This is a genomic window from Shinella sp. CPCC 101442, assembly GCF_024704725.1.
Taxonomy (GTDB): domain Bacteria; phylum Pseudomonadota; class Alphaproteobacteria; order Rhizobiales; family Rhizobiaceae; genus Shinella.
Genome location: NZ_JALIQS010000003.1, coordinates 523,941 through 549,648 on the forward strand (window position 1 = coordinate 523,941; position 25,708 = coordinate 549,648).

The window sequence follows — 25,708 nt, forward strand, 5'->3', positions numbered from 1 at the left end:
TTGTGAATTTTTTGCGGCAAGCACAATAGCGCAGAAAATTCAGCGATTTAGCGCTGTGAATAACTGCTGGGCGACGCCCGGATGTTGCAATGCAGCAACAAAACGCCTTTCCAACACGCTTTTTTCGGTCGTAGTATCGACCGGTAAACGCAAGGAGGTCAGCCATGGGACTCACACATTCCTTGAATGTTCTGATGATCAGTGCAGCGTTCCTCTTCGTCGCCACCATGATTTTTATGTAGGCGACCAAAGCGCAGTCAGAGAGGCCGGGGAACAAAACCAACAAACCCTGCCGTACCTATTAAAAAATGCATGGCCCCGGAAACGGCGCCATGCATTTTCGTTTGGATGGCATTTTCATTTGGAAGGCGTCTGCATTCGGAAGCCTGGGCGTTACGCCGCGGCACCCGTTACACGACGCTGGCGATCGTTCCGCGCGAAACCGACGCCGTCGCACACGGCCGACACCATCGCGGCGCGGTTCATCGTGTAGAAATGGAACTCCGAAATGCCGCGGGCGATCAGATCGCTCACCTGCCGCGTCGCAAGCTCGATGGCGACGGCGGCACGCTCCTGCGGCCGGTCGTCGAACGGGCCGAGGCGGTCCGCCAGCCATCCCGGTACGCTGGCGCCACAGAGGCCGGCGAATTTCTGGACCTGCGAGAGGTTATGCACCGGCAGGATGCCCGGCACCACCGGGATGGTGATGCCCGCCTTGCGCACGCGCTCGAGATAACGCTCGAAATCGTCGTTCTCGAAGAAGAACTGCGTCAGCGCACGGGTCGCGCCCGCGTCCACCTTGCGCTTGAGCATATCGACATCGGCGGCGACATCAGGGCTCTGCGGGTGCTTTTCCGGATAGGCCGAGACGGAGATCTCGAAATCGGCAAGGCCGCGCAGGCCTGCCGTCAGTTCGGCCGCATTGGCATAGCCGCCGGGATGCGGCTGATAGGGTGTGCCCACACCGCCCGGCGGATCGCCACGCAACGCGACGAAGTGCTTGACGCCGACAGCCTGGAAGTCGGCGACGACGGCATGGACCTCTTCCTTCGTGGCGCCGACGCAGGTGAGATGCGAGGCGGCCGGCAGGCCCATCTTGAGGAGATGACGGACCGTTGCCAGCGTCGGCTCCTTGGTGGAGCCACCGGCGCCATAGGTGACCGACATGAAGCCCGGATCATAGGCCGAAAGCGCGGCAGCCGTCTCCCAAAGCTGTCCTTCGGCTTCCGCGGATTTCGGCGGAAAGAACTCGAAAGACAGGCGGATGTCCTTGCGGGCTGGGATGGCGGTCGCCTGGGTCATGTCAACTCCTCCTGCGGATGGCAACGGGGTCGGCCGCCTGTTCGCGAGTATCGCGGGCGAGCCAGATGGTAACGGTGAGCGCGTCGGCGGCCGAAGGCACGGGCTTGAGGTCGACGACCTCCTCGACGGAAAGGCCCGCCTTTTCCAGCCATTCGGACATGGTCTGATGCGAGAAACCGAGGCGAATATGGGCGTGCTCGTCGCGCAGGTGTTCAAGCGCATGCGGGGCGAGGTCGATGATGGCAAGACGGCCGCCGGGCGCCAGCATGCGCGCCGCCTCCCCCACCGCCGCTTCCGGCTCGTCGAGGAAGTGCAGCACCTGGTGGATCGTCACGACGTCGAATTCATCGCGCTCCAGCGGCAGGTTGAAGATATCGCCGTGGCGGATCGACGCCTTGGTGATGCCGGCGCGGTCGAGATTGGCGCGCGCCACCGCCAGCATGTCGCGGCTGGCATCGACACCGACGCCGCGGCGGTACAAGCCTTCAAAGAGCTGGAGGATGCGGCCCGTGCCGGTGCCGAGGTCGAGGAACCCGTCGACCGGCTCGGTGCCGATCATCGCGGCAAGCTTGGCTTCCACTTCCGCCTCGCTGACATGGAGGCGCCGCACGGCGTCCCATTCGGCCGCGTTGCGGCTGAAATAGGCCTGCGCCTTGTCGGAACGGATCTTCTTCAGGGCCCGCAGCCGCTCGTCGTCGCGGGCAAAGACAGCATCGGCCGGGTCGGATGCATCCAGAAGCTGGCGCACAAGCGTAACCGCCGCGCCGCCCTGGCTGAGGCGGAAGAAGGCCCAGGCCCCTTCCTGGTAGCGATCGACGAGCGCCGCTTCGGCGAGCAGCTTCAGATGGCGCGAGATGCGCGGCTGGGACTGGCCGAGAATATCGGTCAGGTCCGTCACCGTCAGGTCGCCATGCGACAGCAGCGCGAGCAGGCGAAGGCGCGTCGGCTCGCCCGCCGCCTTCAAGATCTCCACGATGTCGTCCAGTCCGAGTTTGTCGCCCATGATCTTCCCAATCAAGACATAAAGATATGTTTATGTGATTAATTCACGTCGCGCAAGGCAAAATCCGCGCCGCCGATCTTTCCATCAACGGGCCCAAAGAAAAACCCCGGCGAACCGGGGTTTTTCAAAGAGAGCGAACAATCGCTTCCGTTTCGGCAACGGCTGGGTTTCAGCCGCTCGACGATCAGCGCGTCAGGCGCTTGTAGGACTGGCTGCCGGGGTTGAGGGCATCGGGGCCGAGGCGGCGGACCTTGTCCTCCTCGTAATCCTCGAAGTTGCCTTCGAACCATTCGACATGGCCATCGCCTTCAAAGGCCAGGATATGCGTCGCGAGACGGTCGAGGAACATGCGATCGTGGCTGATGATGATCGCGCAGCCGGCAAAGTTTTCCAGCGCGCTTTCCAGCGCACCCAGCGTTTCCGTATCGAGGTCGTTGGTCGGTTCGTCGAGCAGCAGCACGTTGCCGCCGGCCTTCAGCATCTTGGCAAGGTGCACGCGGTTGCGCTGGCCGCCCGAGAGATTGCCGACCTTCTGCTGCTGGTCGCCACCCTTGAAGTTGAAGGCGCCGCAATAGGCGCGCGAGTTCATGTCGAACTTGCCGAGCTTGATGACTTCGGCGCCGCCGGAGATTTCCTCCCAGACGGTCTTGTTGCCGTCGAGCGCATCGCGGCTCTGGTCGACGTAACCGAGATGCACGGTATCGCCGATGCGGATCGACCCCGCGTCCGGCTGCTCCTGGCCGGTGATCATCTTGAACAGCGTCGACTTGCCGGCACCGTTCGGGCCGATGATGCCGACGATGCCGCCCGGCGGCAGCTTGATCGACAGATCGTTGATCAGCGTGCGGCCCTCAAAGCCCTTCTTGATGCCTTCCAGTTCGATGACCACGTTGCCGAGACGCTCGGAAACCGGGATGATGATCTGCGCATCGCCGGGCCGGATGTTTTCGGCCGCATCGACCAGCTGTTCATAGGCCTTGATACGGGCCTTGGACTTGGCCTGACGCGCCTTCGGGCTGGACGCGATCCATTCCTGTTCGCGCGACAGCGCCTTCTGGCGACCGGCTTCCTCGCGGCTTTCCTGCTTCATGCGCTTGGCCTTGGCCTGCAGATAGGCGGAGTAATTACCTTCGTAGGGAATGCCGCGGCCGCGGTCGAGTTCGAGGATCCAGCCCGTCACGTTGTCGAGGAAGTAGCGATCATGGGTGATCATCATCACGGCGCCGGGATAGTCGCGCAGGTGCTTTTCCAGCCAGGCGATGGTTTCGGCGTCGAGGTGGTTGGTCGGTTCGTCGAGCAGCAGCAGATCCGGCTGCGACAGGAGCAGGCGGCAGAGCGCGATGCGGCGGCGTTCACCACCCGACAGCAGCGTGACGTCGGACTCCTTCGGCGGGCAGCGCAACGCTTCCATCGCCATCTCGACCTGCTGCTCCAGATCCCAAAGGTTCTGGCTGTCGATGATGTCCTGGAGCTTGGCCCCTTCATCCGCCGTCTCGTCGGAATAGTTCATCATCAGCTCGTTGTAGCGGTCGATGATGGCGGTCTTGTCGGCAACGCCGACCATGACGTTCTCGAACGCGGTCTTGGTCGGATCCAGGTGCGGTTCCTGCTCCAGGTAGCCGACGGTCGCGCCCTCGGCGAGCCAGGCTTCACCGGTAAATTCCGTGTCCTGACCGGCGATGATGCGCAGCACCGTCGACTTACCGGCACCGTTCGGGCCGAGGATACCGATCTTGGCATCGGGATAGAACGACAGGTTGACGTTCTCGAGGATTTTCTTGGCGCCGTAGGCCTTGTTGAGCCCCGACATGTGGTAGATGAACTGACGTGCCATGCAAACGCGCTCCGGATCGGATAAATTTGCCCGCTATGTAGGGTAATTCTCCGCCCGCGGCAATCTGTGAAAGCCGCGGCGCACAGGCGAATGGCACGGAATCGCCTCCCCAGCCGGCGAACCGCACACCTCATCGAACATGCCCGGCATCCCCGTCAGGCCCTGCTAGCCCGCCTTGGCGATGCCCGTCGCGCCCTCGGTGCAGCGCGACTTGGTCGGTGAGGAGCCATCGATCAGCGTCTCGAGCTTTCCATCGCCCGTCGCGAGGCCGATGGTGAGGCCGATGACGATGGGCTTGCCGTCGGCTCCCTTGCGGCAGCCGAGGCGCACGCGCTCGCCGGCACCGGGGCCGAAGGCCTTGTCGAAGGCGGCACGCACTTCCGTCAATGTGATCACGGCCCCGGCCTTGCCGGCAAAAAGAGCAGGCAGCGGCGAAGCGTTCAACTGGTCGAGCAGGTCGAGCGAGCGGCTGTAATAGGCTTCCGCCGACGTGGCGACGCAACTGCCGCTTCTCAGCCACTGCTGCCGGTCGAGCCCGAGCTTTGCGGCGGGCATGGCGACCAGCAGGCGATCCTTGGTGCCGGACGCCAGCACGATACCCGGCAGGTCCGTCCATTTGCCCTTGCGCGCCTTCTGCTTAAGAGCGGCGTCGATGCCGCAATAGCTCTTTTTCGCCTGAAAACGGCTCAACAGCGAGAATTGCTTCGCGGCGGCCGACGTCGCCGCGAAATCGGCGCAGCCGCGGCTCTTCGGCCGCGCTGCACAATAGCCGGGCTGCCAGCTGACGGACAGCACTTCGCGCATGACGTCGGTTGCCGGCGCCGACTGCGCGACGGCAGGAAGCGGGGCAACAAACCAGGCGAGACATAGGGCAACGAAGGAAAAGACGGCTTTGAACGGCAAGGCAGCATTCGTCATCATGACCGGCTCCCGAATGAGAACAAAACAAGATCATTTACAACTAAAAATCCCAAAATTGCAACCATGAATCGGAAAAATCGCGAAAAGCGCGAGGCATTGTAAAAATACACGCCGCATCCCGTTGTCTTTGCAGGGCAAATCGCGTTGACCTGTCGGAAATGGGAGGAAATGCCGTGTTTTCAGAGGCCGAGACGCTGAAAAGCGCAAGCGGAGCGCGGCTTGCGCTGCGATACGAGGCGGCGCGTGGCGAGGCGCGCGGCATCCTGCTTCTGAGCCACGGCCTTGCCGAACACAGCGCGCGCTACGCCACCTTTGCGGCCCGCATGGCGGACGATGGTTTTCACGTCTACGCCCACGATCATCGCGGCCATGGCTTCACCACCACACCGGATGCGGCACGTGGCCAGTTCGCCCCGCGCAGTGGTATTTCCTATGTCATCGCGGATATGCGGGCGGTGCGCGACCACGCGGTCGGGCGGCACCCGAACCTGCCGGTCGTGCTCTTCGGTCACTCCATGGGCGGGTTGCTGGCGCTTGCCTTCGCCGAGGCGCATCCGGCGGATATCGACGCGCTCGCCGTCTGGAACTCCAATCTCGAACCCGGTTTTGCCGGGCGCATCGCGCAGGTCGTGCTGGCGGGCGAGCGCATGCTGAAGGGCTCGGACGTACCGAGCGACATCCTGCCCCGCCTCACCTTCGCCGCCTGGGGTAAAGCGATCGCCGGCAGACGCACGGCGTTCGACTGGCTTTCGCACGAAACCGCGCAGGTGGATGCCTATATCGCCGATCCGCTCTGCGGCTTCGACATCAATGTTTCCATGTGGATCGACATTTTCGCCGTCACCTTTGCCGACGCGTCGGCGGAAAGCCTTGCGAAGCTTCCGAAAGACCTGCCGATCAACCTTGTCGGCGGCGCGGAGGATCCGGCCACCGATGGCGGCCGGGCGACGCTCGCCTTTGCCGAGCGACTGAAAAAATCGCGGCTTGAGGACGTCACGACAACAGTCTATCGCGGCATGCGCCACGAAACACTGAATGAAAGCCCGGCGCTGCGCGATCCTGCCATCGAAGCCTTTGCCGGCTGGTGCCGGCGGGTCACTGCGCAAAAGCCGGTTCGGGAACACGCATGACCACACCGCATATCACGCCGGCGCGCCAGGAGATCGGCCTCGGCCTCCTCCTCATGGTCCTGTCGGTGCTTATCTCGCCGATCATCGATATTTTCGCCAAGCTCGCGGTGACGGCCGTTCCGGCGACCGAGATCACTTTCGTGCGCCTGCTCTTCCAGATGACGGTCCTCGCGCCGATCTGTCTCTATCGCGGCACGCTATTCGATGTGACCTGGCGGAGGATGGGGCTGCACGGGGCGCGCGGCCTGCTGATGGCGATCACGATGATCAGTTTCGTCACGCCGCTTGCCGTGATGGAAGTCGCCGACGCCATCGCCATCTTCTTCGTCGAGCCGATCATCCTGACCATCCTGAGCGCGATCTTCCTCAGGGAAACCATCGGCTGGCGGCGCTACACGGCCTGCGGCGTCGGCTTCTTCGGCTCGCTGCTCGTCATCCAGCCGAGCCTGCAGGAGGTGGGGCTGATTGCGTTGCTGCCGGTGGTCGCCGCCTTTTCGCTCGCCCTCTTCTTCCTCCTGACGCGTCTCGTCGCGCAGAAGGAGGATCCGTGGTCCATGCAGTTCTATGCCGGGTTCTGGGGTGCGGTGATTGCCGGCCTGCTGCTTCTCGTGGGCAGCCGCGCGGGCATCTCCTTCCTGACGCCCGTCGTGCCGGATATGCAGCACACGTTCTATATCGCGGGCGCGGCCGTCGCCGCCACCATTGCGGGCGTGCTCGGCGTCTACGCCTATCGCTCGGCGCCCGCCTCCACTTTGGCGCCGCTGCAGTATCTCGAAATCGTTTCGGCGACGATCCTCGGCTGGTGGGTGTTCGGCGATCTGCCGGATGCGCTCAAATGGCTCGGCATCGCCATCATCATCGCATCGGGCCTCTACGTCATCTGGCGCGAACGCAAGCTCAACAAGACAGGCGCGACGCCGCCCGTTTCGGCACCTATCTGACGAAGGCCGGTCGGCGCTCGTCCTGGCGGGCATCATGTCAGTCTCAGGCGTCATGATGTCCTCCCGGCCTTCGGCTATCGTGCCCGGCGGCTTTTTGTTATCCAAGGGAAAACGGGCGAAAAGCCCGGCGGCTTGCCATGTGCGCGGCCATCCAGGAGGAGTACACGATGGAGAAGTCGAACCTGCCGCTTTCCGGCATCAGGGTCATCGAGCTGGCGCGCGTTCTGGCCGGCCCCTGGGCCGGGCAGATGCTGGCCGATCTCGGCGCCGATGTCATCAAGATCGAGAACCCCGACGGCGGCGACGATACGCGCGCCTGGGGGCCGCCCTTCGTCATGGGCAAGGACGACGAAAACCTGTCCGCCGCCTACTACCACTCCACCAACCGCGGCAAGCGCTCCATCAGCGTCGACCTGAAGACGGAGGAAGGCCGCGAGACCGTCCACCGCCTCATCGCCACGGCCGACATCGTCATCGAGAACTTCAAGGTCGGCGGGCTCACAAAATACGGGCTCGACTACCAGAGCCTCGCAAAGAAACACCCCAAACTGATCTATTGCTCGATCACCGGATTCGGCCAGGACGGGCCCTATGCCGCCCGTGCCGGCTATGACTATATCGTGCAGGGCATGTCCGGCTTCATGTCGGTGACCGGCGCGCCGGATGGCGAGCCGATGAAGGCTGGCGTCGCCATCGCCGATATCTTCACCGGCATCTATGCCGTCACCGCCATCCAGGCAGCGCTCATCCACGTCATGAAGACCGGCGAGGGGCAGCATGTCGATATGGCGCTGCTCGACGTGCAATCCGCCGTCATGGCGAACCAGAACATGAATTTCCTCGCCTCCGGCAAGGCACCGACGCGGCTCGGCAATGCCCACCCGAATATCTCGCCCTACGAGGTGGTGCCGGCGTCCGATGGCCACATCATCCTCGCCGTCGGCAATGACGGACAGTTCCGCAAGCTGTGCGGTCTCCTGAAACTCGACGGTGTGCCAGACGACGAGCGCTTCGCCACCAATCGGGCCCGCGTCGCCAACCGCGTCGAGGTCCGCCGCCTCGTCACAGAGGCGACGGCCGGGCTCTCCAAGGCCGAATTGCTCGATGCCTGCGAGCGCGAGGGCGTACCGGCCGGGCCGATCAACTCGATTGCCGAGACCTTCGACGACCCGCAGGTGAAGGCGCGCGGCATGCGCGTCGATCTGCCGGATGCCGAGGGCAATCTCATTCCCGGCGTGCGCACGCCGATTGTTTTCTCCGGCACGCCGCTCGTCTACGATCGTCCGAGCCCGCGGCTCGGAGAACACACCGACGCCGTGATGGCAGAACTCGAAACGCTCGAAGCAGGAAAGAAAAAAGCATGAAGACCGGTGGCCAGCTGATCGTCGACGCCCTCGTTGCCAATGGCGTCAAACGCGTCGCCTGCGTGCCGGGCGAAAGCTACCTCGCCGTGCTCGATGCGCTGCACGACACGGATGTCGACGTGCTCGTCTGCCGCCAGGAAGGCGGCGCGGCGATGATGGCGGATTGCTGGGGCCGGCTGACCGGCGAACCCGGCATCTGCATGGTCACGCGCGGCCCTGGCGCCACCAACGCTTCGGCAGGCCTGCACATCGCACGGCAGGATTCCATTCCGATGATCCTGTTCATCGGCCAGGTGCAGCGCGATGCGCGCGAGCGCGAGGCCTTCCAGGAAGTGGAGTACCGCCGCGCCTTCACCGAGGTCGCCAAATGGGTGGCGGAGATCGACGACGCGCGCCGCATTCCGGAGTTCGTCACCCGCGCCTTCGCCGTCGCGACATCCGGCCGTCCCGGCCCCGTCGTGCTGGCGCTGCCAGAGGACATGCTGACGGACCAAGTCGATACGGTCGATGCGAAAGCCCATATGCCGGTCGAGGCCCATCCCGGCGCCAAGCAGGTTGCTGAATTCGCAAAGCTGCTGGAGGCGGCCGAACGCCCGCTTATCATTCTCGGCGGCACGCGCTGGTCGGAGGAAAGCGTCGCCGCCTTCACGGACTTTGCCGAGCGCTGGTCGCTACCGGTCGCCTGTTCGTTCCGCCGGCAGATGCTGTTCGATCACCAGCACCCCAACTACGTGGGCGATTCCGGCATCGGCATCAATCCGGCGCTGGGCAAGGAGATCCGCGAGGCGGACCTCGTCGTCCTGCTCGGCGGCCGCTACTCCGAAATGCCCTCTTCCACCTATAGCCTGTTGCAGGTGCCCTACCCGCAGCAGAAGCTGGTGCATGTCTATCCCGATCCGTCCGAACTCGGCCGTGTCTACCGGCCGGACCTTGCCGTCTGCGCGGCGCCGGAGGATTTCGTCGCCGCCCTCGACGGTATCTCACCGAAGGCGGCACCCCGCTGGGCCGCCCGCACGGCGGCCATGCACGAATCCTTCCTGAAGTGGTCGACGCCGCCGATGGGCGGTCCCGGCGACGTGCAGATGGGGCCGATTATGGCGTGGCTCGAAGAGAACGTCGCCGATGACACGATCTTCACCAATGGCGCCGGCAACTATGCAACGTGGGTGCACCGCTTCCACCGCTTCCGCCGCTTCGCGACACAGGCGGCGCCGACCTCCGGCTCCATGGGCTACGGCCTGCCGGCGGCCGTTGCCGCCAAGCAGCTCTTCCCGGAGCGCGAGGTCATCTGCTTTGCGGGCGACGGCTGCTTCATGATGCACGGCCAGGAATTCGCCACCGCCGTGCGTTACAAGCTTCCGATCATCACCGTCGTCGTCAACAACGGCATCTACGGCACGATCCGCATGCATCAGGAGCGGGAATATCCCGGCCGCGTCAGCGCCACGGATCTCACCAATCCCGATTTCGCAGCGCTCGCCGTCGCCTATGGCGGGCATGGCGAAACCGTGGAAAAGACGGAAGACTTTGCGACCGCGTTCCTGCGCGCCCGCGCCAGCGGCAAACCCGCCATCATCGAGGTGAAGCTCGATCCGGAGGCGATCACGCCGACACGCACGCTGTCGGATATCCGTAGCGGGAAGTGATTTTAGGGGGCGGTGAAAACCGCCCCTTTCGGTTTCAGCCGCGCAGGTGTTGCGCTTGCTCGTAGGTCTTCGTCGAGCGCATGCCGGAGCGGCAATAGCCGAGCATCGGGCGCGGCAGGTCGTCAAGCGCATCCATCATGCCGTTGACGGCTTCCACCGTTACACCCATCGGACCAACCGGCACATGGGCGGTCTCGATGCCGAGTTCTCCGGCGCGGGCAGCGATGGCGGAAAATTCCGGCTGGCCCGCTTCCTCATGGTCCGGGCGGTGGCAGACGATGGACTTGAAGCCCATGGCGGCGATCGCATCGAGGTCCTCGACGGTAATCTGGCCGGAGACGGAATATTCGTCGTTGATCTCACGGATATCCATGGGGCGCGGGTCCTTTCCGAATTGCTGCGCTCACCGTTTAAGCCCGCACCGACGGAGCGTCAATCGTCCGGCATCTAGCGGACTTCGAAGGAGAGACCGTAGCTGACGGTTTCACCCGTCGAAAAATCCGGCGCCTCCCCCGAGGCGATCAGCGCCTCGCGTGAAACGAGCCGGTGCGAGACCGGCTCGATGCCAAGCACCGCGCAACCCGGCGACTGGTTCCGCCAGACCTGGAGATAGGGCAAGGTATCGGTGCGGAAGCGGATAAACATGCTGCGCCCACCAAGCGAGGCGATCGGCCCGACGGCGATCTCCGCCCAGCCATGTTCGGCCGTCTCGGCCGCGGGCACGCAGAAAATCGTCATGTCCCCCTCGTCGAAACGCCACGGCAGGCCGCCGTCCGGCAGCATCGCGCCGGTCAGCCGGGTATTGTCGTCGAAGAGGCCGGTGCCGAAATTGATATGGTACATCGCAAAGGGCGGCCAAGCTTTCTTGCCACTGTTGGTAACGGTGTCATCCAGCGTGATATGGCCGGTGCGCCGGTCAGCACGCCAGTTGCGCGCCAATTCGGCCGTGCCGCCGTGCGCGAGCGAAACAGCGACATGCCCTTCGCAGACCATCTGGCCCTCATCCTCCTCGATCAGGATATCGCGCGCCGGATGAGACGACAGCGAGCCGTGCAGCGGATAGCGCTGGCCGTCGGTGGCACCCTCGATCGGCACCGGGTGACGGATGTGATCCGGCCCGCAGGTGAAGAGAAAACCCGGCAGCGCCCTGTCGATACGCGGATCGCCATCAGAAGGAATGGCCGATCCGGGTGACAGATCGACGCCATGGAAGATCGCGCTGCCGACATCCAGCGCCGACTGCGGCGTCAGTTCGAGACGGAAGGACTGGTCTTGCGTATCGGCGGTCAGGGCGAAGGTCATCCGGGGCTCCGGCAAAGGCGATGAGATCGACTCATGCTAGTGGGAACGTTTCGCGGGCGCCACCGTTTGCCCTCTGTCGGCACATGAATTTTCGCCGAGGCGAAGAACCGATCACAAGTTTTTGCATTCGGCATTGACGTTACGTTCACCATCGATTCAGTTTTTCCATATTAAGGTCTGAATTGAAGTGTTCCGTCCGCGCGATATGTGCAAGCTGGCAGGTCAAAAGTCGTGAATTCTATTTTGAGAACAAGCATTTCGCTCCTCATGGCAGCTTCCGTCACGGGAATCGCCCTGGTGCCTGCGCACGCACAACAGCCCTCCCGCGAGACGGTTCTCGTCTCCCCGGAAGGCGATATTCTCGATTATATCCCCAACGACGGCAGCGTTCGCTGGGCGCGCGATAATCGTGGCAACTCGGTTCTCGTCGACAACTGGGGCAACGTCGTCGCGACCGCCATGCCGGCCGGACGCTACTTCGCGCGCAACAACGACTACCGTCGTGACCGCTATCGCGATGTCAGCGGCTATCCGGAAACCGACCCGGACTACTTTCCGCCGGCGCCCTCGTCCGACTTCGGCGATGACCTGACCACCAGTTCCGTTCCCGAAATGCGCGAGGCGCTGCCGGGTGATATCGAGCGCCAGACGCTGCCCGATGCCGACTTCGGCAATTCGCAGGAGATGCCCGACTTCAACGACGACAGCGCCGCCTTGCCCGAGACGACCGACCCCAATGCCGAATTCGTGCCCGGCCCGAAATTCGAACCGGCAACGGCCCTCGGCAAGATGTCCTCGGCCGAGATCACCGCGCTTCAGGTGTTCCTCGACCGCGAGGGTTTTTCACCCGGCGTGATCGACGGCAAGAAGGGCTCGAACGTCACCAAGGCGATCGAGGCCTGGCAGAACGCGACGGGCGACACGCTCGACCCGAACAACGCGGACGACATTCTGGAGCGCCTGCGCCTTTCCGGCGGCATGGCCTTCACGACTTACGAGATCAGCGCCGCCGATGCCGCCGGCCCGTACGTTGCTGCCATCCCGGAAGACTACGCGCAGAAGGCCGCGCTGCCGCACCTCTCCTACACCTCGACCACCGAGATGCTGGCGGAAAGGTTCCACATGGACGAGGCCTATCTCAAGGAGATCAATCCGGGCGTCAATTTCACGATCCCCGGCACGATCGTGAAGGTCATCGACACGGGTGCGGCAAAAACCGGCAAGGTGGCGAAGATCCTCGCCGACAAGGGCCGCAAGCAGGTGCTCGCCTATGACGAAAACGGCACGCTGATTGCCGCCTATCCCGCGAGCATCGGCTCGGCCGATACGCCCTCGCCTTCCGGTCTGGTCACCGTCGAGCGGATCGCGCTCAATCCCGGTTACACCTATAATCCGAAGATCAACTTCCAGCAGGGCACCAACAACAAGGTGCTGACCCTCCAACCCGGCCCTAATGGCCCGGTCGGCACGGTCTGGATCGCACTTTCCAAGCCGACCTACGGTATCCACGGCACGCCGGAACCGTCAAAGATCGGCAAGACCCAGAGCCATGGCTGCATCCGCATGACCAACTGGGATGCAACCGAACTCGCCAAGATGACGAGCGCCGGCGTGACGGTCGAATTCGTCGATTGACGGTTTTGGCAAGCAGATGACAGGAAGCCGGTCCAGTGGACCGGCTTTTTCTTTGTGCCGTGCCCCTATCTGGAACGTCACGCGGAAACGAAAAAGCCGGGCATCCGCCCGGCTTTTTTTCGTCCATTCTCCCGCCGCTCAGGCCGCTCGGCTGTAGCCGGAGCCTCTTGCCGGCTGGGCCGTGCCGCCGGTGCGGAAGGCGCTGAGCTGAGCGGCGATGGAGGCTGCGTCCTGCGTCAGCGCCTGGCTGGCTGCGTTGGCCTGTTCCACCATGGCGGCGTTCTGCTGGGTGATCTGATCCATGGCGTTGACCGCCTGGTTGACGGCCAGAAGGCCCGTCGCCTGTTCGGCGGTGCTGGAGCGGATCGTGTCGAAGACGCTGCTGACCTCCACGACCTGTGAAACGATGAGACGCAGCGAACCGGCAACCTCGTTGACCGAGCGCACGCCATCCTCGACCTGACCATGCGACTTGGCGATGAGGTTCTGGATGTCCTTCGCCGCATCGGCGCAGCGCTGAGCGAGTGCGCGCACTTCCGAGGCGACGACCGCAAAACCGCGACCCGCCTCGCCGGCCCGCGCAGCCTCGATGCCGGCGTTCAGCGCCAGGAGGTTGGTCTGGAAGGCGATCTCGTCGATCACTTCGATAATGTTGGCGATCGCCGAGGACGAGGCCTGGATCTCACCCATGGCGGTGATCGCCTGTTCCACCACCTCGCCACTGCGTTCGGCGTTGCCGCGCGCAGCCTGAACGAGGGCGTTCGCCTCATTGGCGCTCTGCGCGGTCTGGCGCACGGTCGTCGTCACCTCCTCCACGGCCGCCGCCGTCTCCTCGAGATTTGCAGCCTGACGCTCCGTGCGCTTGGCAAGATCGTCGGAGGCGGCAGCGATTTCCTGCGCGCTGAGATGGATGGAGCCGGCACCGGTGCCGATACTGCCGATGGCCTGCGACAGCGTCGAAATCGCGTGGTTGAAGTCCTCACGCAGCGTCTCGTAGGCTTCCGGCAATGTGCCGGTAATGCGGGCGGTAAGATCGCCGTCCGAGATCCGCTTCAGCGCCGCGCCAAAACTGTCGCTGACGATCTTGCGTTCTTCGGAGACGACCTGCTCCTGCACCGCCCGCTGCTTGGCGACATCCGTCGCGTCCACATAGACGGAGATGGAGAGGTCCATATCGAGGAACATGGCCTTGAGCAGGCTCGAGAATTTCGCGGCGAACTCTTCCGGCGTGATTTCCTGGCGGGCGAACAGGCCCTGCTTCGGCCACAGCGACTTGACGGCCTCCGTCAGCAGGTGTTCGACGATCAGCGCATAACCACCGATGTACCAGCGCGGCTCCAGCCCGATGCGGGCATGAACCTGGCCGATCGTCTGTACCTTGGCGGCATAGTCACGCGTGAAATCGCCTGTCGCAATGTTTGCCCAATGGCCGAGCTGCGCATTTTTCGCACGATCGATATGCGCGTCGTTCGAGAAGAGGTGATTGACCTCCGGGCTCTTGCGCACGATCCCGTAGAACTTGTCGAGCGCCGGGCCGAGCTCCTTCTCGATGAAGGGCTTCAGGCTGCGCAAGCGCTTCAGGGCTGCTTCGTCGAGGCCGAGATACTCCAGACGGCGCGCGATGTCGTGGTTCTGGGTGACGGTCCCGGGAGCTGGTTTCATGCTGAAATTCCTGGCGGCAAGAGGAGAAAGCGGCGATTGTCCAGCAGGCCGGCGATGCCCTAGGCATCGTCACGCCCGCGACCCGTCATGGGTCCTTTGAAGACGATCGCCTTCCCGGGAACAAGCTTTCCGATGTGATAGCACTAGGTCAGGCGTGGTAAATTGTTCATTACCAGCCTTGCTTTTATTCAAAAAAACGGCTGCGCCATTGGTCGCAGCCGTTTCTGATATTCATCAATTCCAGGATACTTATGCCGCGCGCTGGATCGTGCGGAAGAAACCGCGTTCGGTGGCGACGCGCTTGCGTGACGGCATGAGGCGCAGCACTTCCTCGGCAAACAGGCGAGCGTTTTCGCGCGCCTTGTCGAGGTTGCTGACCTTTGCCGGATCCATCGAATAGAGCGTGCCGCCACAGTCGAAGATGTCACGGAAGGCCGTGCGCTCGCCGATCGGCGTATCGAGCACGGTGACACCGCGGGAGGACAGCAGCGATTTGATCGCCGTCATCGCGCGGGTCGTGACCATGGCGTTCATGCGGGTCAGCACGACGGAATGGTTGATGCGGATGCCAGCCTTCTCGTCAAGCTGTTTCAGAAGTTCCAGGATCTGTGCGCCACCCCGCGCATCCATCGCACAGCCCTGAACCGGGATCATCACATGGTCCGACAGGCCGATGGCCGTGGCGACCAGCGCGTCGCGGGCACCGGCGAGGTCGACGATGAAATAGTCGGTCGTGTCGCGGTTCTCGCGGATATGGCACTGGATGGAGGCCATGGAGACTTCCGAGATGACGGCGATGTTGCGCTGGCGGCCGGAAATCTCGTGCCAGTGGCTGATCCAGCGCTGCGGATCCGCATCGAGAATGGTCACGCGGTACCCCTGGCTTGCAAGTTCGGTGGCAAGGATGAGGGCCGCGGTGGTCTTGCCCGCGCCGCCCTTGGCATTGGCAAATGTGATGACTGGCATGTCTTTCCTCGTAAAATGCTGCGAGCTTCCTCATCGCTCTCGTCAGACGACCCGGATGAAATGGCGCCCGCTTCATCAAATCTTTCAAAACATGGTTAACGAAATGGAAATTTGCGCATCGCGAAGATTAATGAGGTCGGAGCCCCAAATCGGCGCCTGCGAGGAAAAAGCCCGGAAAACCAGCGTCCTCAGGGCTTCTGTCAATTGTTAACGGTAAGAATTCAGGGCGCGGGGAAAGCCATTGCGGGCTGCGTCGCTCCGGCTACAGCGCCCGCTTGCGCCCTCGCCAAAGGCTTCCGGCCGTCGTTGCCGACTGCAAAGCGCAGCACAGCGTCGGCAAAGGCCTGCATGTTGAGGATCGCCTTGTCGAGATTGCTCGTCCGGCCGGCCGCGATGGAATAGAGCGTGCCGCCCGTCTCGAACATATCGCGGAAAGCGGCTCGCTCGATGACCGGCGTATCGATGACCGGGATTTTCGCCCCGTCGAGCAAGGCCTTCACGCTGCGCAGCGCGCGGGTGGTGACGAGCGGATTGACACGCGAGAGCACGACGGCGCGGTTGATCGTCCTGTGTGAATTGGCACCGACGAGATCGATGAGTTCAAGCACGTGTGCCGCACCACGGCTATCCATGGCACAACCCTGGACGGGCACCAGCACGAGATCCGACAAACCGACGGCGAAGGCCACCAGCGCGTCGCGTGCGCCCGAGAGGTCGATGACGATATGCTGGTGTGTGGCGCGCAAAGCCTTGAGATAGCCGGCAAGATTGGAGACGGCAACGGTATCGACCAGCGTCAACCCCTCGCCGAGCCTTGCCGAACGCGCCCAGCCGGCCGCCAGCTTCAGGTCGTCGCAATCGAGAAGCGCGGTGCGTGCGCCGCGCTGCACGAATTCCGTCGCCAGCAAAACCGCTGCCGTGGTCTTTCCCGAACCGCCCTTGGCGTTCGCTACCGATATGACCGCCATTGCACTACCGCCGCCTCAGACCGTCTGGCTGCACCGGAAGCGGGCAAATCATGACAGTCGCATGACATTCTGATGACAAACATCATGCGGCGCAATTCGTAACAATTATCATAAAGAATCGGGGCGGCGATCAATTGACCGCCGCCCCGATGGTTCCGTCATAAAGATCAGATGCACTCGACGAAAAGGCGCTTGGCCGCGTCGAGCGTCAGTTCGACCGGATTGCCGCCGGCCGTCGGATCGACGATGGCCATTTCCGACATTTCGTCGATCCGGTCCGTGCCGACGCCGAGCGCCGACAACTTCTCCGGCACGCCGAGTTCTTCGCGCAGGCGCAGCACATAATCGAAGAAGCCGTCGAAGCCGCCGGCAATGCCGAGATAGGCGGCAGCGCTGGTGATCTTGGCTTCGATCGCCGAGCGGTTGAAGGTCAGCACCGGCGGCATCACGACGGCATTGGTCATGCCGTGGTGCGTGTTGTAGATCGCGCCGACGGGGTGCGACAGCGAATGGATCGCGCCAAGGCCCTTCTGGAAGGCGACGGCACCCATGGCGGCGGCCGACATCATATGGGCGCGGGCCTCGATATCGGTTCCATCCTTATAGGCGCGGGGTAGATATTCCTTGACGAGGCGCATGCCCTCAAGGGCGATGCCCTGGCTCATCGGATGGTAGAACGGCGAGCAATAGGCTTCGAGGCAATGGGCGAATGCGTCCATGCCGGTGCCTGCCGTGATGACCTTCGGCATGCCGACCGTCAGTTCCGGGTCGCAGATCGTCACAGAAGGCAGGAACTTCGGATGGAAGATCACCTTCTTGGTGTGCGTCTCGGAATTGGTGATGACGGAGGCGCGGCCGACTTCCGAACCGGTGCCTGCCGTGGTGGGCACGGCGACGATCGGCGCGATGCCATCGGAATTGGCGCGGGTCCACCAGTCGCCGACATCCTCGAAATCCCAGACCGGGCGGGTCTGGCCGGCCATGAAGGCGATCGCCTTGCCGAGGTCGAGGCCGGAGCCGCCGCCGAAGGCGACGACGCCGTCATGGCCGCCATCCTTGTAGGCTTTTACGCCGGCTTCGAGGTTCTTGTCGTTCGGGTTCGGATCGACATCCGCGAACATAGCGCGGCCAAGACCGGCGGCGGCGAGAATGTCGAGCGCACCCTGCGTGATCGGCATCGTCGAAAGGCCGCGGTCGGTGACGAGCAGCGGCTTCTTCATGCCGACCGCCTTGCAGTGATCGGCGAGTTCCTTGATGCGGCCGGCCCCGAACTTGATGGCTGTCGGGTAGCTCCAGTTGGCGGTGATGGTCATGCTCTTCAAGCTTTCCTGAAGTGGTAGGATTTCGGTCTGGTGAGGTTGTGGAAGCCGATGACGGAGAGCGAGCCGCCACGGCCCGTTTCCTTCACGCCGGTCCAGCAGAGTGCCGGGTCGAGATAGTCGGCGCGGTTCTGGAACACGGTGCCGGTCTCCAGATCGCGGGCGATATTGGCGGCGCGGTCGCTGTCCTTCGTCCAGAGCGAGACGGTGAGGCCGTATTTGCAGTCGTTCATCAGCGCGAGCGCTTCCGCGTCGTTCTTCACCTTCATGATGCCGACGGCCGGACCAAACGTCTCTTCCTTCATGAATTCCATGGAGTGATCGACATCGACGAGAATCTGCGGGGCAACGTAAGCGCCGCCGTCGTCAGCCGGGAAGAGTTTCGGATCGACGAGCGCCTTGGCACCACGCGAAACGGCATCGGCGATCTGCGCGCGAACGGTCGCGGCAAAACGCGTGTGCGCCATCGGGCCGAGCGACGTTTCCGGATCGAGCGGGTTGCCGAGCTTGTAGTTGGAGACCCAGGCGACGGACTTTTCGACGAAGGCGTCGTAGAGGTTCTCGTTGACGTAGATGCGCTCGATGCCGCAGCAGCACTGTCCCGAATTGAAGGTCGCGCCGTCCATCAGCGTATCGACGGCGGCGTCGAGGTCTGCGTCTTCCATGACGTAGCCCGGATCCTTGCCGCCAAGTTCGAGACCCACAGGCGTGAACGTGCCGGCAGCGGCGCGCTCGATGGCGCGGCCGCCTTCGACGGAGCCGGTGAAATTGACGAAGTCGAACGCGTTGCCGGCGATCAGCGCCGAGGTCGTGTCATGGTCGAGGAAGACGTTCTGGAAAACATCTTCCGGCACGCCGGCCTCGTTGAAGGCGCGCACCAGCCGTTCGCCGACGAGCAGCGTCTGGGCGGCATGCTTGATGATGACGACATTGCCCGCCATCAGCGCCGGCGCGATCGTGTTGATCGCCGTCATGTAGGGATAGTTCCACGGCGCGATGACGAAGACGACGCCACGCGCTTCACGCTCGATGCGGCGCTCGAAACGGTCGGAATTCTCGATGACGATCGGCGCCAGCGAGGAGCCGGCGATCTCGGCGACATAGTTGGAGCGTTCGTTGAAGCCCTTGAATTCACCGCCGTAACGGACCGGACGGCCCATCTGCCAGGCGATTTCCGGCACGATCTCGTCAGCCATCTCGTTGACGCGGGCGACACCCTTCAGCACGAGCTGGATACGGTCTTCGAGCGGGCGCTTCGCCCAGGCCTTTTGCGCCTTTTTAGCGCGGGCGACAACCTCTTGCGCGGCGGCCAGCGGCATCGCCTCGCGCTCGGCATAAACCGAGCCATCCACGGGGGATATGCATTTGATCACAGTCATGATCGATTTCCTGTTTCCGATATGAATCTTCGCGCCGGACAATAGCCGATCCCGCCACGCGGCAAATATCCCTGGAGGGTTATTCGCCGGGGCAGGACGGACCTTGACTGGCCGCAGCCTTACGCTCTCTCGAAGCCGCGCGCCACCTCCCAGTCGGTGATGCGGCGGTCGTACTCTTCCTGCTCCCATTCGGCAGCGCGGACATAGTGGTCGATGACGTCGTCGCCGAAGGCTTCGCGCAGCATCTTTGAACCGGTCAGTGCAGCGGTTGCACCGCGCAGCGTCTTCGGAATCTCGCGGGCGTCCTTGCCGCCATAGGCGTCACCGACGAAGGGCGCCTCAAGCTCCAGCTTCTCCTCGATGCCGGCAATGCCCGCTGCGAGCAGCGCCGCCATGGCGAGATAGGGGTTGAGGTCCGAACCGCCGACGCGGCATTCGATGCGGATGCCCTTGGTGCCCTCGCCGCACAGGCGGTAGCCGGCCGTGCGGTTGTCCTTGCTCCAGATCGCCTTGGTCGGCGCAAAGGTGCCGGCGACGAAGCGCTTGTAGGAATTGATATAGGGCGCGAGGAAATAGGTGATCTCGCTGGCATGGGCGAGCAGGCCGGCCACGTAGTTGTGCATCAGCTCCGACATGCCGTATTTGGCGTCCTTGTCGAAGAATTTCGCTTCCTTGCCGTCCAGGCTCCACAGCGACTGGTGGATATGCGAGGAGGAACCGGCGGCGGTGTAGTTCCACTTGGCGAGGAATGTCACGGACTTGCCGCGCTGCCAGGCGATTTCCTTGGTGGCGTTCTTGATGATCGAATGCCGGTCGGCCATCGTGACGGCCTCGGCATAGCGCACGTTGATTTCCTCCTGGCCGGGCGAGGCCTCGCCCTTGGAGTTTTCCACCGGAATGCCGGCACCCTGGAGGCCCTTGCGCAGCGCGCGCATGACGTCTTCTTCCTTGGTGGTCTGGAAGATGTGGTAGTCCTCGTTGTAGCCGGAGGCGGTGCGTAGGTCGCGGTAGCCGCTTTCGCGCGCATCGTCGAAGGTCTGGTCGAAGAGGAAGAATTCGAGTTCGCTCGCCATGAAGGCCTTGAGGCCCAGGGCTTCAAGTCGCTTGACCTGCTTCTTGAGGATGGCGCGTGGCGAATGCGGCACTTCCGCATGGGTATGGTGGTCGAGCACGTCGCAGAGCACCAGCGCCGTGCCCTCCAGCCAGGGCAGCTTGCGCAGCGTGGCAAGGTCGGGCTTCATCGTATAGTCGCCGTAGCCGGCGGCCCAGCTCGTCGACTTGTAGCCGGAAACGGTCTCCATCTCCATGTCGGTGGCGAGCAGGTAGTTGCAGCTATGCGTTTCCTCGTAGGCGCTTTCGACGAAATATTCCGCCTGGAAACGCTTTCCCATGAGGCGGCCCTGCATGTCGACGAGGCAGGCGAGAACGGTGTCGATGCGGCCCTCGGCAACATCCTTCTTCAGATCATCGAATGTGTAGGTCATGCTCATGGTTTTTGGTCCCAGAAATGGTGCCCGGCAATCGCCGCGCGTCGGTCGGAAATGAAAACGGGGGCCGCACGCGCGGCCCCCGCGCTAAGATGGCTTAGACCTGGCCGACAGCCTTTTCGGCGGCAGCGATCTCGGCCTGGCGGCGAGCGACTTCCTCACCGATCGGCGGACCCTTGAAACGGCGGTTTTCAAGGCCGAACCAGATGATAGCGGTCAGGACGAGGAAGCCGACGGTGATGTAGAGCGCCCAGTCGTTCGGCGGCTGGATGCCGAGCACGAAGATCAGCGCCATGGCGATGATCGACAGGACGGCGAACAGCTTGAAGACGCCTTCGCCGAGGTTCCACGGACCCATCTTGTCCCACTTAGACGTGCCCCAGGCGAAGAGGCCGAGCGCAATCGGGATCGCGAAGGAGAAGAACAGGAAGATGACGGTGCAAGAGACGACGACGGTGTAGACAGGCGTTTCACCGATGGAGACGAGCGACGAACCCCAGACGAACAGGACCGAAAGGATGGAGCCCGTCCAGATGGCGGCGACCGGAGTGCGGTAGTTCGGGCTGACCTTCGACAGGCCGCGCGAGAACGGCAGGCCGCCGTCACGCGAGAAGGCGAAGATCATGCGCGAAACGGACGTAACGGTGGCAAGGCCGCAAAGCCATTGGGCGACCAGGATGAGGAAGTAGAGAACATCCTTGAGCGCGGGGTTCACCTGCGTGTCCATGGCCCAGAAGAAGACGTTCCAGCCCTGAGCGGCGGCAGCGGCCATGCCGTCGGTCGTCGTGCCGTCGGCATTGGTGACCGAGCTAGGGATCAAAAGCACGAAGGAGCACAGCATGATGTAGCCGAACAGCGCCGACCACAGAACGGAGGAAACCATGCCGCGCGGCACCGAAGTCGCCGCCTTGACGGTTTCTTCCGAAGTATGCGCCGAAGCGTCATAACCGGTAATCGTGTAGATCGGCAGCAGCAGGCCGAGCAGGAACACCCAGGCGCCCGACGTTTCCGGCCAGACGTTTCCGCCGGCTTCACCGGAGAAGTTCGAGAAGGTGAAGAGGCGGCCGATATCGTAGCTGTCGGCAGCTGCAAGGCACACGATGGCAAGCAGGATCGACGTGGCGAAGATCAAGTAGCCCGAGAAGTCCGTGAGCTTGGCGGTGAGACCGATGCCCATGTGGTTCACGAGCGCCTGCGCGCCGGTGATGATCGCCAGGAAGATGATCCGGGTGACGGTCGTGTCTTCCATGCCGAAGTACGGCGTACCGAACGAGCCCATGAAGAAGTAGTAGGTGCCGACATTGATGGCACCGAGAACCGTGACGAGGCCGAGCAGGTTGAACCAGGCGGTCAGCCAGCCGGTGAAACGGTTGCCGAGGATCGAGCCCCAGTGGTAGAGGCCGCCGGCCGTCGGGTAGGCCGAGCTGATCTGCGCCATGGCGACGGCGAAGACGAGCGAGATGAAGCAGCCGAGCGGCCAGCCGATGCCGATCGCGGCGCCCCCCGCGCCCGATGTCGCCTGCGCCAGCGAATTGATGCCGCCGGAGAGAATGCAAATGATGGAGAAGGACACGGCGAAGTTCGAGAACTGGCTCATCCGCCGTTCGAGTTCCTGCGCGTAGCCCATGGAATGCAGGACCTGCATATCCTCATGTTTATCGTTGTCGGAGTAATCTGACATGTTTTTCCCCTGTATCGACTGGTCCCGGGCGGAATTGCCGAGGGCCGCCTGTGTCTGAGGCCCACGAAATACGTGGGATATGCGCCGCGGCCATGCCGCTCCCCGGGTCTTTTTTATTATGCGGCAGGAAGGCTCTCGCTGAGCAGCCCCGCCAGATAGTCGGCCACGACCCCTTGGCCGACTTCGTCTCGGATAAGGTCGTTGCGGACCTCGATCATCACATTGGGCAGGCCGTTTGCGAGGCCGTGCTCTCGTAGCGTATGCGTCACGCCGTCTTCCGGCCCGTAGGGCTCGTTGCGACGAACCATGTAGAGGCCGGCCGTTTTGGCGGCGGCCAGCATGCCGTCGGCGATCCGCGTATCGGCATCGTGCAGGATGCCGATCTCGACCTCGCGCGGCTTGCCGAAATAGACGGGCGTGAAGCTGTGCATGGTCACGAGAACAGGCGCCCTGCCCTCCGCAACCCGGCCCTTCACAAGCTGGGCGAGCGTTTCGCGAAACGGCAGATAGAGCGCTTCGGTGCGAGCATCGCGCGCGGCTTGGTCGAGCCCGGCATTGCCGGGAACATCGAAGACCTCGCTTTTCTCCGGCATCGCGGCGGGCGATTCCGGCGGGCGGTTGCAATCATAGACGAGGCGCGAAAAACGCTGAAAAATCAACGCAGCATCAAGGCTCTTCGCCATGCGGCGGGCAACGGCGAGCGCACCCGGATCCCAAGCGATATGGCTTGCCAGCGCCTCCTGCGAGAGGCCGAGCGTGCCGAGCGATTTGGGCAGAAGGCGTGACGCATGCTCGCAGACGAGAATGACCCGGCCGCGGGCAGACGCGTTTTCAAGGGCGACGGGGTCGCCCTCCTCTCCAGTCAGAATTCCCATAGCCTGATCCCCTCGACCGGCTTTTTTCGTTAATGAAAAGAATTCTTCACGGATTTGCCGGTGTCAACGGTGTTTTGAAAAAATCTCTTCAAAAAAACATTTGACTCGAATTGTGACAGCGCGTTTTATCGTCGAAATCCCGGCAAAGACCGGGGCGCAGGGGAACAATTTGACGCTCAACCAAGCATCCATGACGGTGTCGGATGTGATCGGTGCGCATTTCGACGCGTTGACGCGCGCCGAAAAGCAGCTGGCCGCATCGCTGCTCGACAACTATCCCGTCTCCGGCCTCGGCAGCATCACGACGGTCGCGGAAAACGCCGGCGTGTCGACGCCGACGGTTGCGCGCATGGTGCAGAAGCTCGGCTTCCGCGGCTTCCCGGATTTTCAGGCCCGCCTGCATCACGAACTGGAAGCGACGCTTTCGAACCCGATCACCAAACACGACCGCTGGGCCGCCAACGCGCCGGGCACGCATATCCTGAACCGTTTCGCCGACGCGATCATGACCAACCTGCGCCAGACGCTGTCACAGGTGGAAACCGCCGAGTTCGACGGCGCGGCCGCCCTTCTCGCCGATCGCCAGCGCAGCATCTACATCATCGGCGGCCGCATCACGAAGGCGCTGGCCGACTACCTGTTCACCCATCTCCAGGTCATCCGCCCGAACGTCACCCAGATCGCCTCCAATCCCAGTTCCTGGCCGCACTACGTGCTGAACATGAAAGCCGGCGACGTGCTGGTGATCTTCGACATCAGGCGCTACGAGCAGGAAATGGAGACGCTCGGCCGCGTCGCCCACGAACGCGGCATCCAGATCATCCTGTTCACCGATCAATGGGCCTCACCCGTCGCGAAGGCCGCTGCCAAAATCTTTCGCGTGCATATCGAAGCGCCCTCGGCCTGGGACTCGTCCGTCGTGACGCTGTTCATCGTCGAAGCGCTGATCGAAGCCGTGCAAAGCTCGGGCTGGGAGGAAACCAGCGGCCGAATGAAGACGCTGGAGGGACTTTTCGAAGCCAGCCGGCTTTTTCGCAAACCCCGGCCGGAGGTCCCCGGCAAATCCTGACGGCAATACGAAAAAAACCGAAACAAAACTGTCACATAACGTTCATATGCCCACAGTATCAGCTTCGCCGAAGTTGACTGACACACCAAAGGAGAACACCCGTGATGTCATCTACGAAACGTCTGCTTTCGCTCTCCACCGCATTGGCGATCGCGCTGCCCTCGCTCGCCTTCGCCGAGCCGAGCGCCGAGTTGATCGCAGCTGCCAAGAAGGAAGGCATGCTGACGACGATCGCGCTGCCGCACGACTGGTGCGGCTACGGTGACGTCATCGCCTCCTTCAAGGCGAAATATCCGGAAATCCAGGTCAACGAACTGAACCCCGACGCCGGTTCGGCCGATGAAGTCGAAGCGATCAAGGCCAACAAGGACAACAAGGGCCCGCAGTCGCCCGACGTGATCGACGTCGGCCTCGCCTTCGGCCCGCAGGCAAAGGCCGAAGGCCTGCTGCAGCCCTACAAGGTCTCCACCTGGGACGAAATCCCGGATACCATCAAGGACGCCGAAGGCTTCTGGTACGGCGACTACTACGGCGTGATGTCGATGCTGGTGAACAAGGACCTCGTCGCCAACACCCCGAAGGACTGGGCTGACCTCCTGAAGCCGGAATATGCCGGTCAGGTCGCTCTCGCCGGCGACCCGCGCGCGTCGAACCAGGCCATCCTCGGCGTTCTCGCCGCCGGTCTCGGCAAGGGTGCAAAGGCCGGCAAGGAAGCCGGTGAAGCAGGCCTCGCCTACTTCGCAGAGCTGAACAAGGCCGGCAACTTCGTCCCCGTCATCGGCAAGTCCGGCACGCTCGCTCAGGGCTCGACCCCGATCGTCATCGCCTGGGACTACAACGCGCTCGGCTGGGCCAAGACCCTCAACGGCAACCCGCCGACCGAAGTCGTCGTTCCGGCATCGGGCGTTCTCGCCGGCGTCTACGTTCAGGGTATCTCGGCCTATGCGCCGCACCCGAGCGCTGCCAAGCTGTGGATGGAGCACCTCTATTCCGACGAAGGTCAGCTCGGCTGGCTGAAGGGCTATTGCCACCCGGCACGCTTCAACGCCATGGTCAAGGCCGGCAAGGTTCCGCAGGACCTGATCGACGCCCTGCCGCCGGCAGCATCCTATGAAAAGGCCTACTTCCCGACGCTCGAGGAAGTAGACGCCAACAAGGCCGCCGTCACCGGCGCATGGGACAGCGCCGTCGGCGCGAACGTACAGTAAGCGACACTCTTCGTCG

Annotated in this window: 21 protein-coding genes; 7 read left to right on the forward strand and 14 right to left on the reverse strand. The window is 63.1% G+C overall.

Annotated elements, in window-relative coordinates; translation table 11 throughout:
• Positions 1–393: 393 nt before the first annotated feature.
• The 4 genes from metF to MUO32_RS13125 form a co-directional block, all read right to left on the reverse strand.
• Positions 394–1,302 (reverse strand): methylenetetrahydrofolate reductase [NAD(P)H], encoded by a 909-nt coding sequence (gene metF, locus MUO32_RS13110; protein ID WP_257948746.1) that lies wholly within the window; start codon positions 1,300–1,302, stop codon positions 394–396.
• A gap of 1 nt (position 1,303) precedes the next feature.
• A complete protein-coding gene (locus MUO32_RS13115; protein WP_257948747.1) occupies positions 1,304–2,305 on the reverse strand; it encodes a metalloregulator ArsR/SmtB family transcription factor in 1,002 nt (333 codons plus the stop codon).
• 184 nt (positions 2,306–2,489) lie between these two features.
• Complete coding sequence (gene ettA, locus MUO32_RS13120; RefSeq protein WP_257948748.1) at positions 2,490–4,139, reverse strand: energy-dependent translational throttle protein EttA; 1,650 nt, start codon at positions 4,137–4,139, stop codon at positions 2,490–2,492.
• A 165-nt stretch (positions 4,140–4,304) separates the two neighbouring features.
• Positions 4,305–5,060 carry a ribonuclease gene (locus MUO32_RS13125; protein ID WP_257948749.1) on the reverse strand — a complete coding sequence of 252 codons (756 nt, stop codon included), beginning with the start codon at positions 5,058–5,060 and terminating at the stop codon, positions 4,305–4,307.
• Positions 5,061–5,233: 173 nt separating this feature from the next.
• Between MUO32_RS13125 and MUO32_RS13130 the strand changes: the two genes are divergently transcribed.
• The 4 genes from MUO32_RS13130 (at position 5,234) to MUO32_RS13145 (ending at position 10,141) form a co-directional block, all read left to right on the forward strand.
• Complete coding sequence (locus tag MUO32_RS13130; RefSeq protein WP_257948750.1) at positions 5,234–6,190, forward strand: alpha/beta fold hydrolase; 957 nt, start codon at positions 5,234–5,236, stop codon at positions 6,188–6,190.
• Positions 6,187–7,131: a DMT family transporter gene (locus MUO32_RS13135; protein ID WP_257948751.1), complete on the forward strand. Its 945-nt coding sequence runs from the start codon at positions 6,187–6,189 to the stop codon at positions 7,129–7,131. Before MUO32_RS13130 ends, MUO32_RS13135 begins: the two co-directional genes overlap by 4 nt.
• A gap of 167 nt (positions 7,132–7,298) precedes the next feature.
• Positions 7,299–8,495, forward strand: a complete 1,197-nt coding sequence (locus MUO32_RS13140) for a CaiB/BaiF CoA-transferase family protein (protein ID WP_257948752.1) — start codon at positions 7,299–7,301, stop codon at positions 8,493–8,495.
• The gene (locus MUO32_RS13145; protein WP_257948753.1) at positions 8,492–10,141 is read left to right on the forward strand and encodes a thiamine pyrophosphate-binding protein; all 1,650 of its coding nucleotides are present in this window, start codon (positions 8,492–8,494) and stop codon (positions 10,139–10,141) included. The genes MUO32_RS13140 and MUO32_RS13145 overlap by 4 nt, the downstream gene beginning before the upstream one ends.
• Positions 10,142–10,175: 34 nt before the next feature.
• On the opposite strand, the gene MUO32_RS13150 is transcribed toward MUO32_RS13145, so the two are convergent.
• Positions 10,176–10,514, reverse strand: a complete 339-nt coding sequence (locus MUO32_RS13150; RefSeq protein ID WP_257948754.1) for a TIGR01244 family sulfur transferase — start codon at positions 10,512–10,514, stop codon at positions 10,176–10,178.
• A gap of 74 nt (positions 10,515–10,588) precedes the next feature.
• Positions 10,589–11,443: a DUF4432 family protein gene (locus MUO32_RS13155; protein ID WP_257948755.1), complete on the reverse strand. Its 855-nt coding sequence runs from the start codon at positions 11,441–11,443 to the stop codon at positions 10,589–10,591.
• Between the two features lie 267 nt (positions 11,444–11,710).
• Between MUO32_RS13155 and MUO32_RS13160 the strand changes: the two genes are divergently transcribed.
• Positions 11,711–13,078: a L,D-transpeptidase gene (locus MUO32_RS13160; protein ID WP_257948756.1), complete on the forward strand. Its 1,368-nt coding sequence runs from the start codon at positions 11,711–11,713 to the stop codon at positions 13,076–13,078.
• A gap of 138 nt (positions 13,079–13,216) precedes the next feature.
• Here the strand turns inward: MUO32_RS13160 and MUO32_RS13165 are convergent, their stop codons facing one another.
• The 8 genes from MUO32_RS13165 to MUO32_RS13200 form a co-directional block, all read right to left on the reverse strand.
• Positions 13,217–14,740: a globin-coupled sensor protein gene (locus tag MUO32_RS13165; RefSeq protein ID WP_257948757.1), complete on the reverse strand. Its 1,524-nt coding sequence runs from the start codon at positions 14,738–14,740 to the stop codon at positions 13,217–13,219.
• A 249-nt stretch (positions 14,741–14,989) separates the two neighbouring features.
• Positions 14,990–15,706, reverse strand: a complete 717-nt coding sequence (locus MUO32_RS13170) for a ParA family protein (protein WP_257948758.1) — start codon at positions 15,704–15,706, stop codon at positions 14,990–14,992.
• Between the two features lie 221 nt (positions 15,707–15,927).
• Positions 15,928–16,674 (reverse strand): ParA family protein, encoded by a 747-nt coding sequence (locus MUO32_RS13175; protein ID WP_257948759.1) that lies wholly within the window; start codon positions 16,672–16,674, stop codon positions 15,928–15,930.
• Positions 16,675–16,841: 167 nt separating this feature from the next.
• Positions 16,842–17,987 (reverse strand): iron-containing alcohol dehydrogenase, encoded by a 1,146-nt coding sequence (locus MUO32_RS13180; protein ID WP_257948760.1) that lies wholly within the window; start codon positions 17,985–17,987, stop codon positions 16,842–16,844.
• Between the two features lie 5 nt (positions 17,988–17,992).
• Positions 17,993–19,372, reverse strand: coding sequence for an aldehyde dehydrogenase family protein (locus MUO32_RS13185; RefSeq protein ID WP_257948761.1), 1,380 nt, complete (start codon positions 19,370–19,372; stop codon positions 17,993–17,995).
• Between the two features lie 119 nt (positions 19,373–19,491).
• Positions 19,492–20,856 (reverse strand): glutamine synthetase family protein, encoded by a 1,365-nt coding sequence (locus MUO32_RS13190; protein ID WP_150130017.1) that lies wholly within the window; start codon positions 20,854–20,856, stop codon positions 19,492–19,494.
• 100 nt (positions 20,857–20,956) lie between these two features.
• On the reverse strand, positions 20,957–22,540 hold the full coding sequence (locus MUO32_RS13195) for an amino acid permease (RefSeq protein WP_257948762.1): 1,584 nt from the start codon (positions 22,538–22,540) through the stop codon (positions 20,957–20,959).
• Positions 22,541–22,656: 116 nt separating this feature from the next.
• The gene (locus MUO32_RS13200; protein ID WP_257948763.1) at positions 22,657–23,415 is read right to left on the reverse strand and encodes an N-formylglutamate amidohydrolase; all 759 of its coding nucleotides are present in this window, start codon (positions 23,413–23,415) and stop codon (positions 22,657–22,659) included.
• Positions 23,416–23,605: 190 nt separating this feature from the next.
• Between MUO32_RS13200 and MUO32_RS13205 the strand changes: the two genes are divergently transcribed.
• Positions 23,606–24,484 carry a MurR/RpiR family transcriptional regulator gene (locus MUO32_RS13205; protein ID WP_374708665.1) on the forward strand — a complete coding sequence of 293 codons (879 nt, stop codon included), beginning with the start codon at positions 23,606–23,608 and terminating at the stop codon, positions 24,482–24,484.
• A gap of 104 nt (positions 24,485–24,588) precedes the next feature.
• On the forward strand, positions 24,589–25,692 hold the full coding sequence (locus MUO32_RS13210; protein ID WP_374708641.1) for an ABC transporter substrate-binding protein: 1,104 nt from the start codon (positions 24,589–24,591) through the stop codon (positions 25,690–25,692).
• The last annotated feature ends 16 nt before the right edge of the window (positions 25,693–25,708 follow it).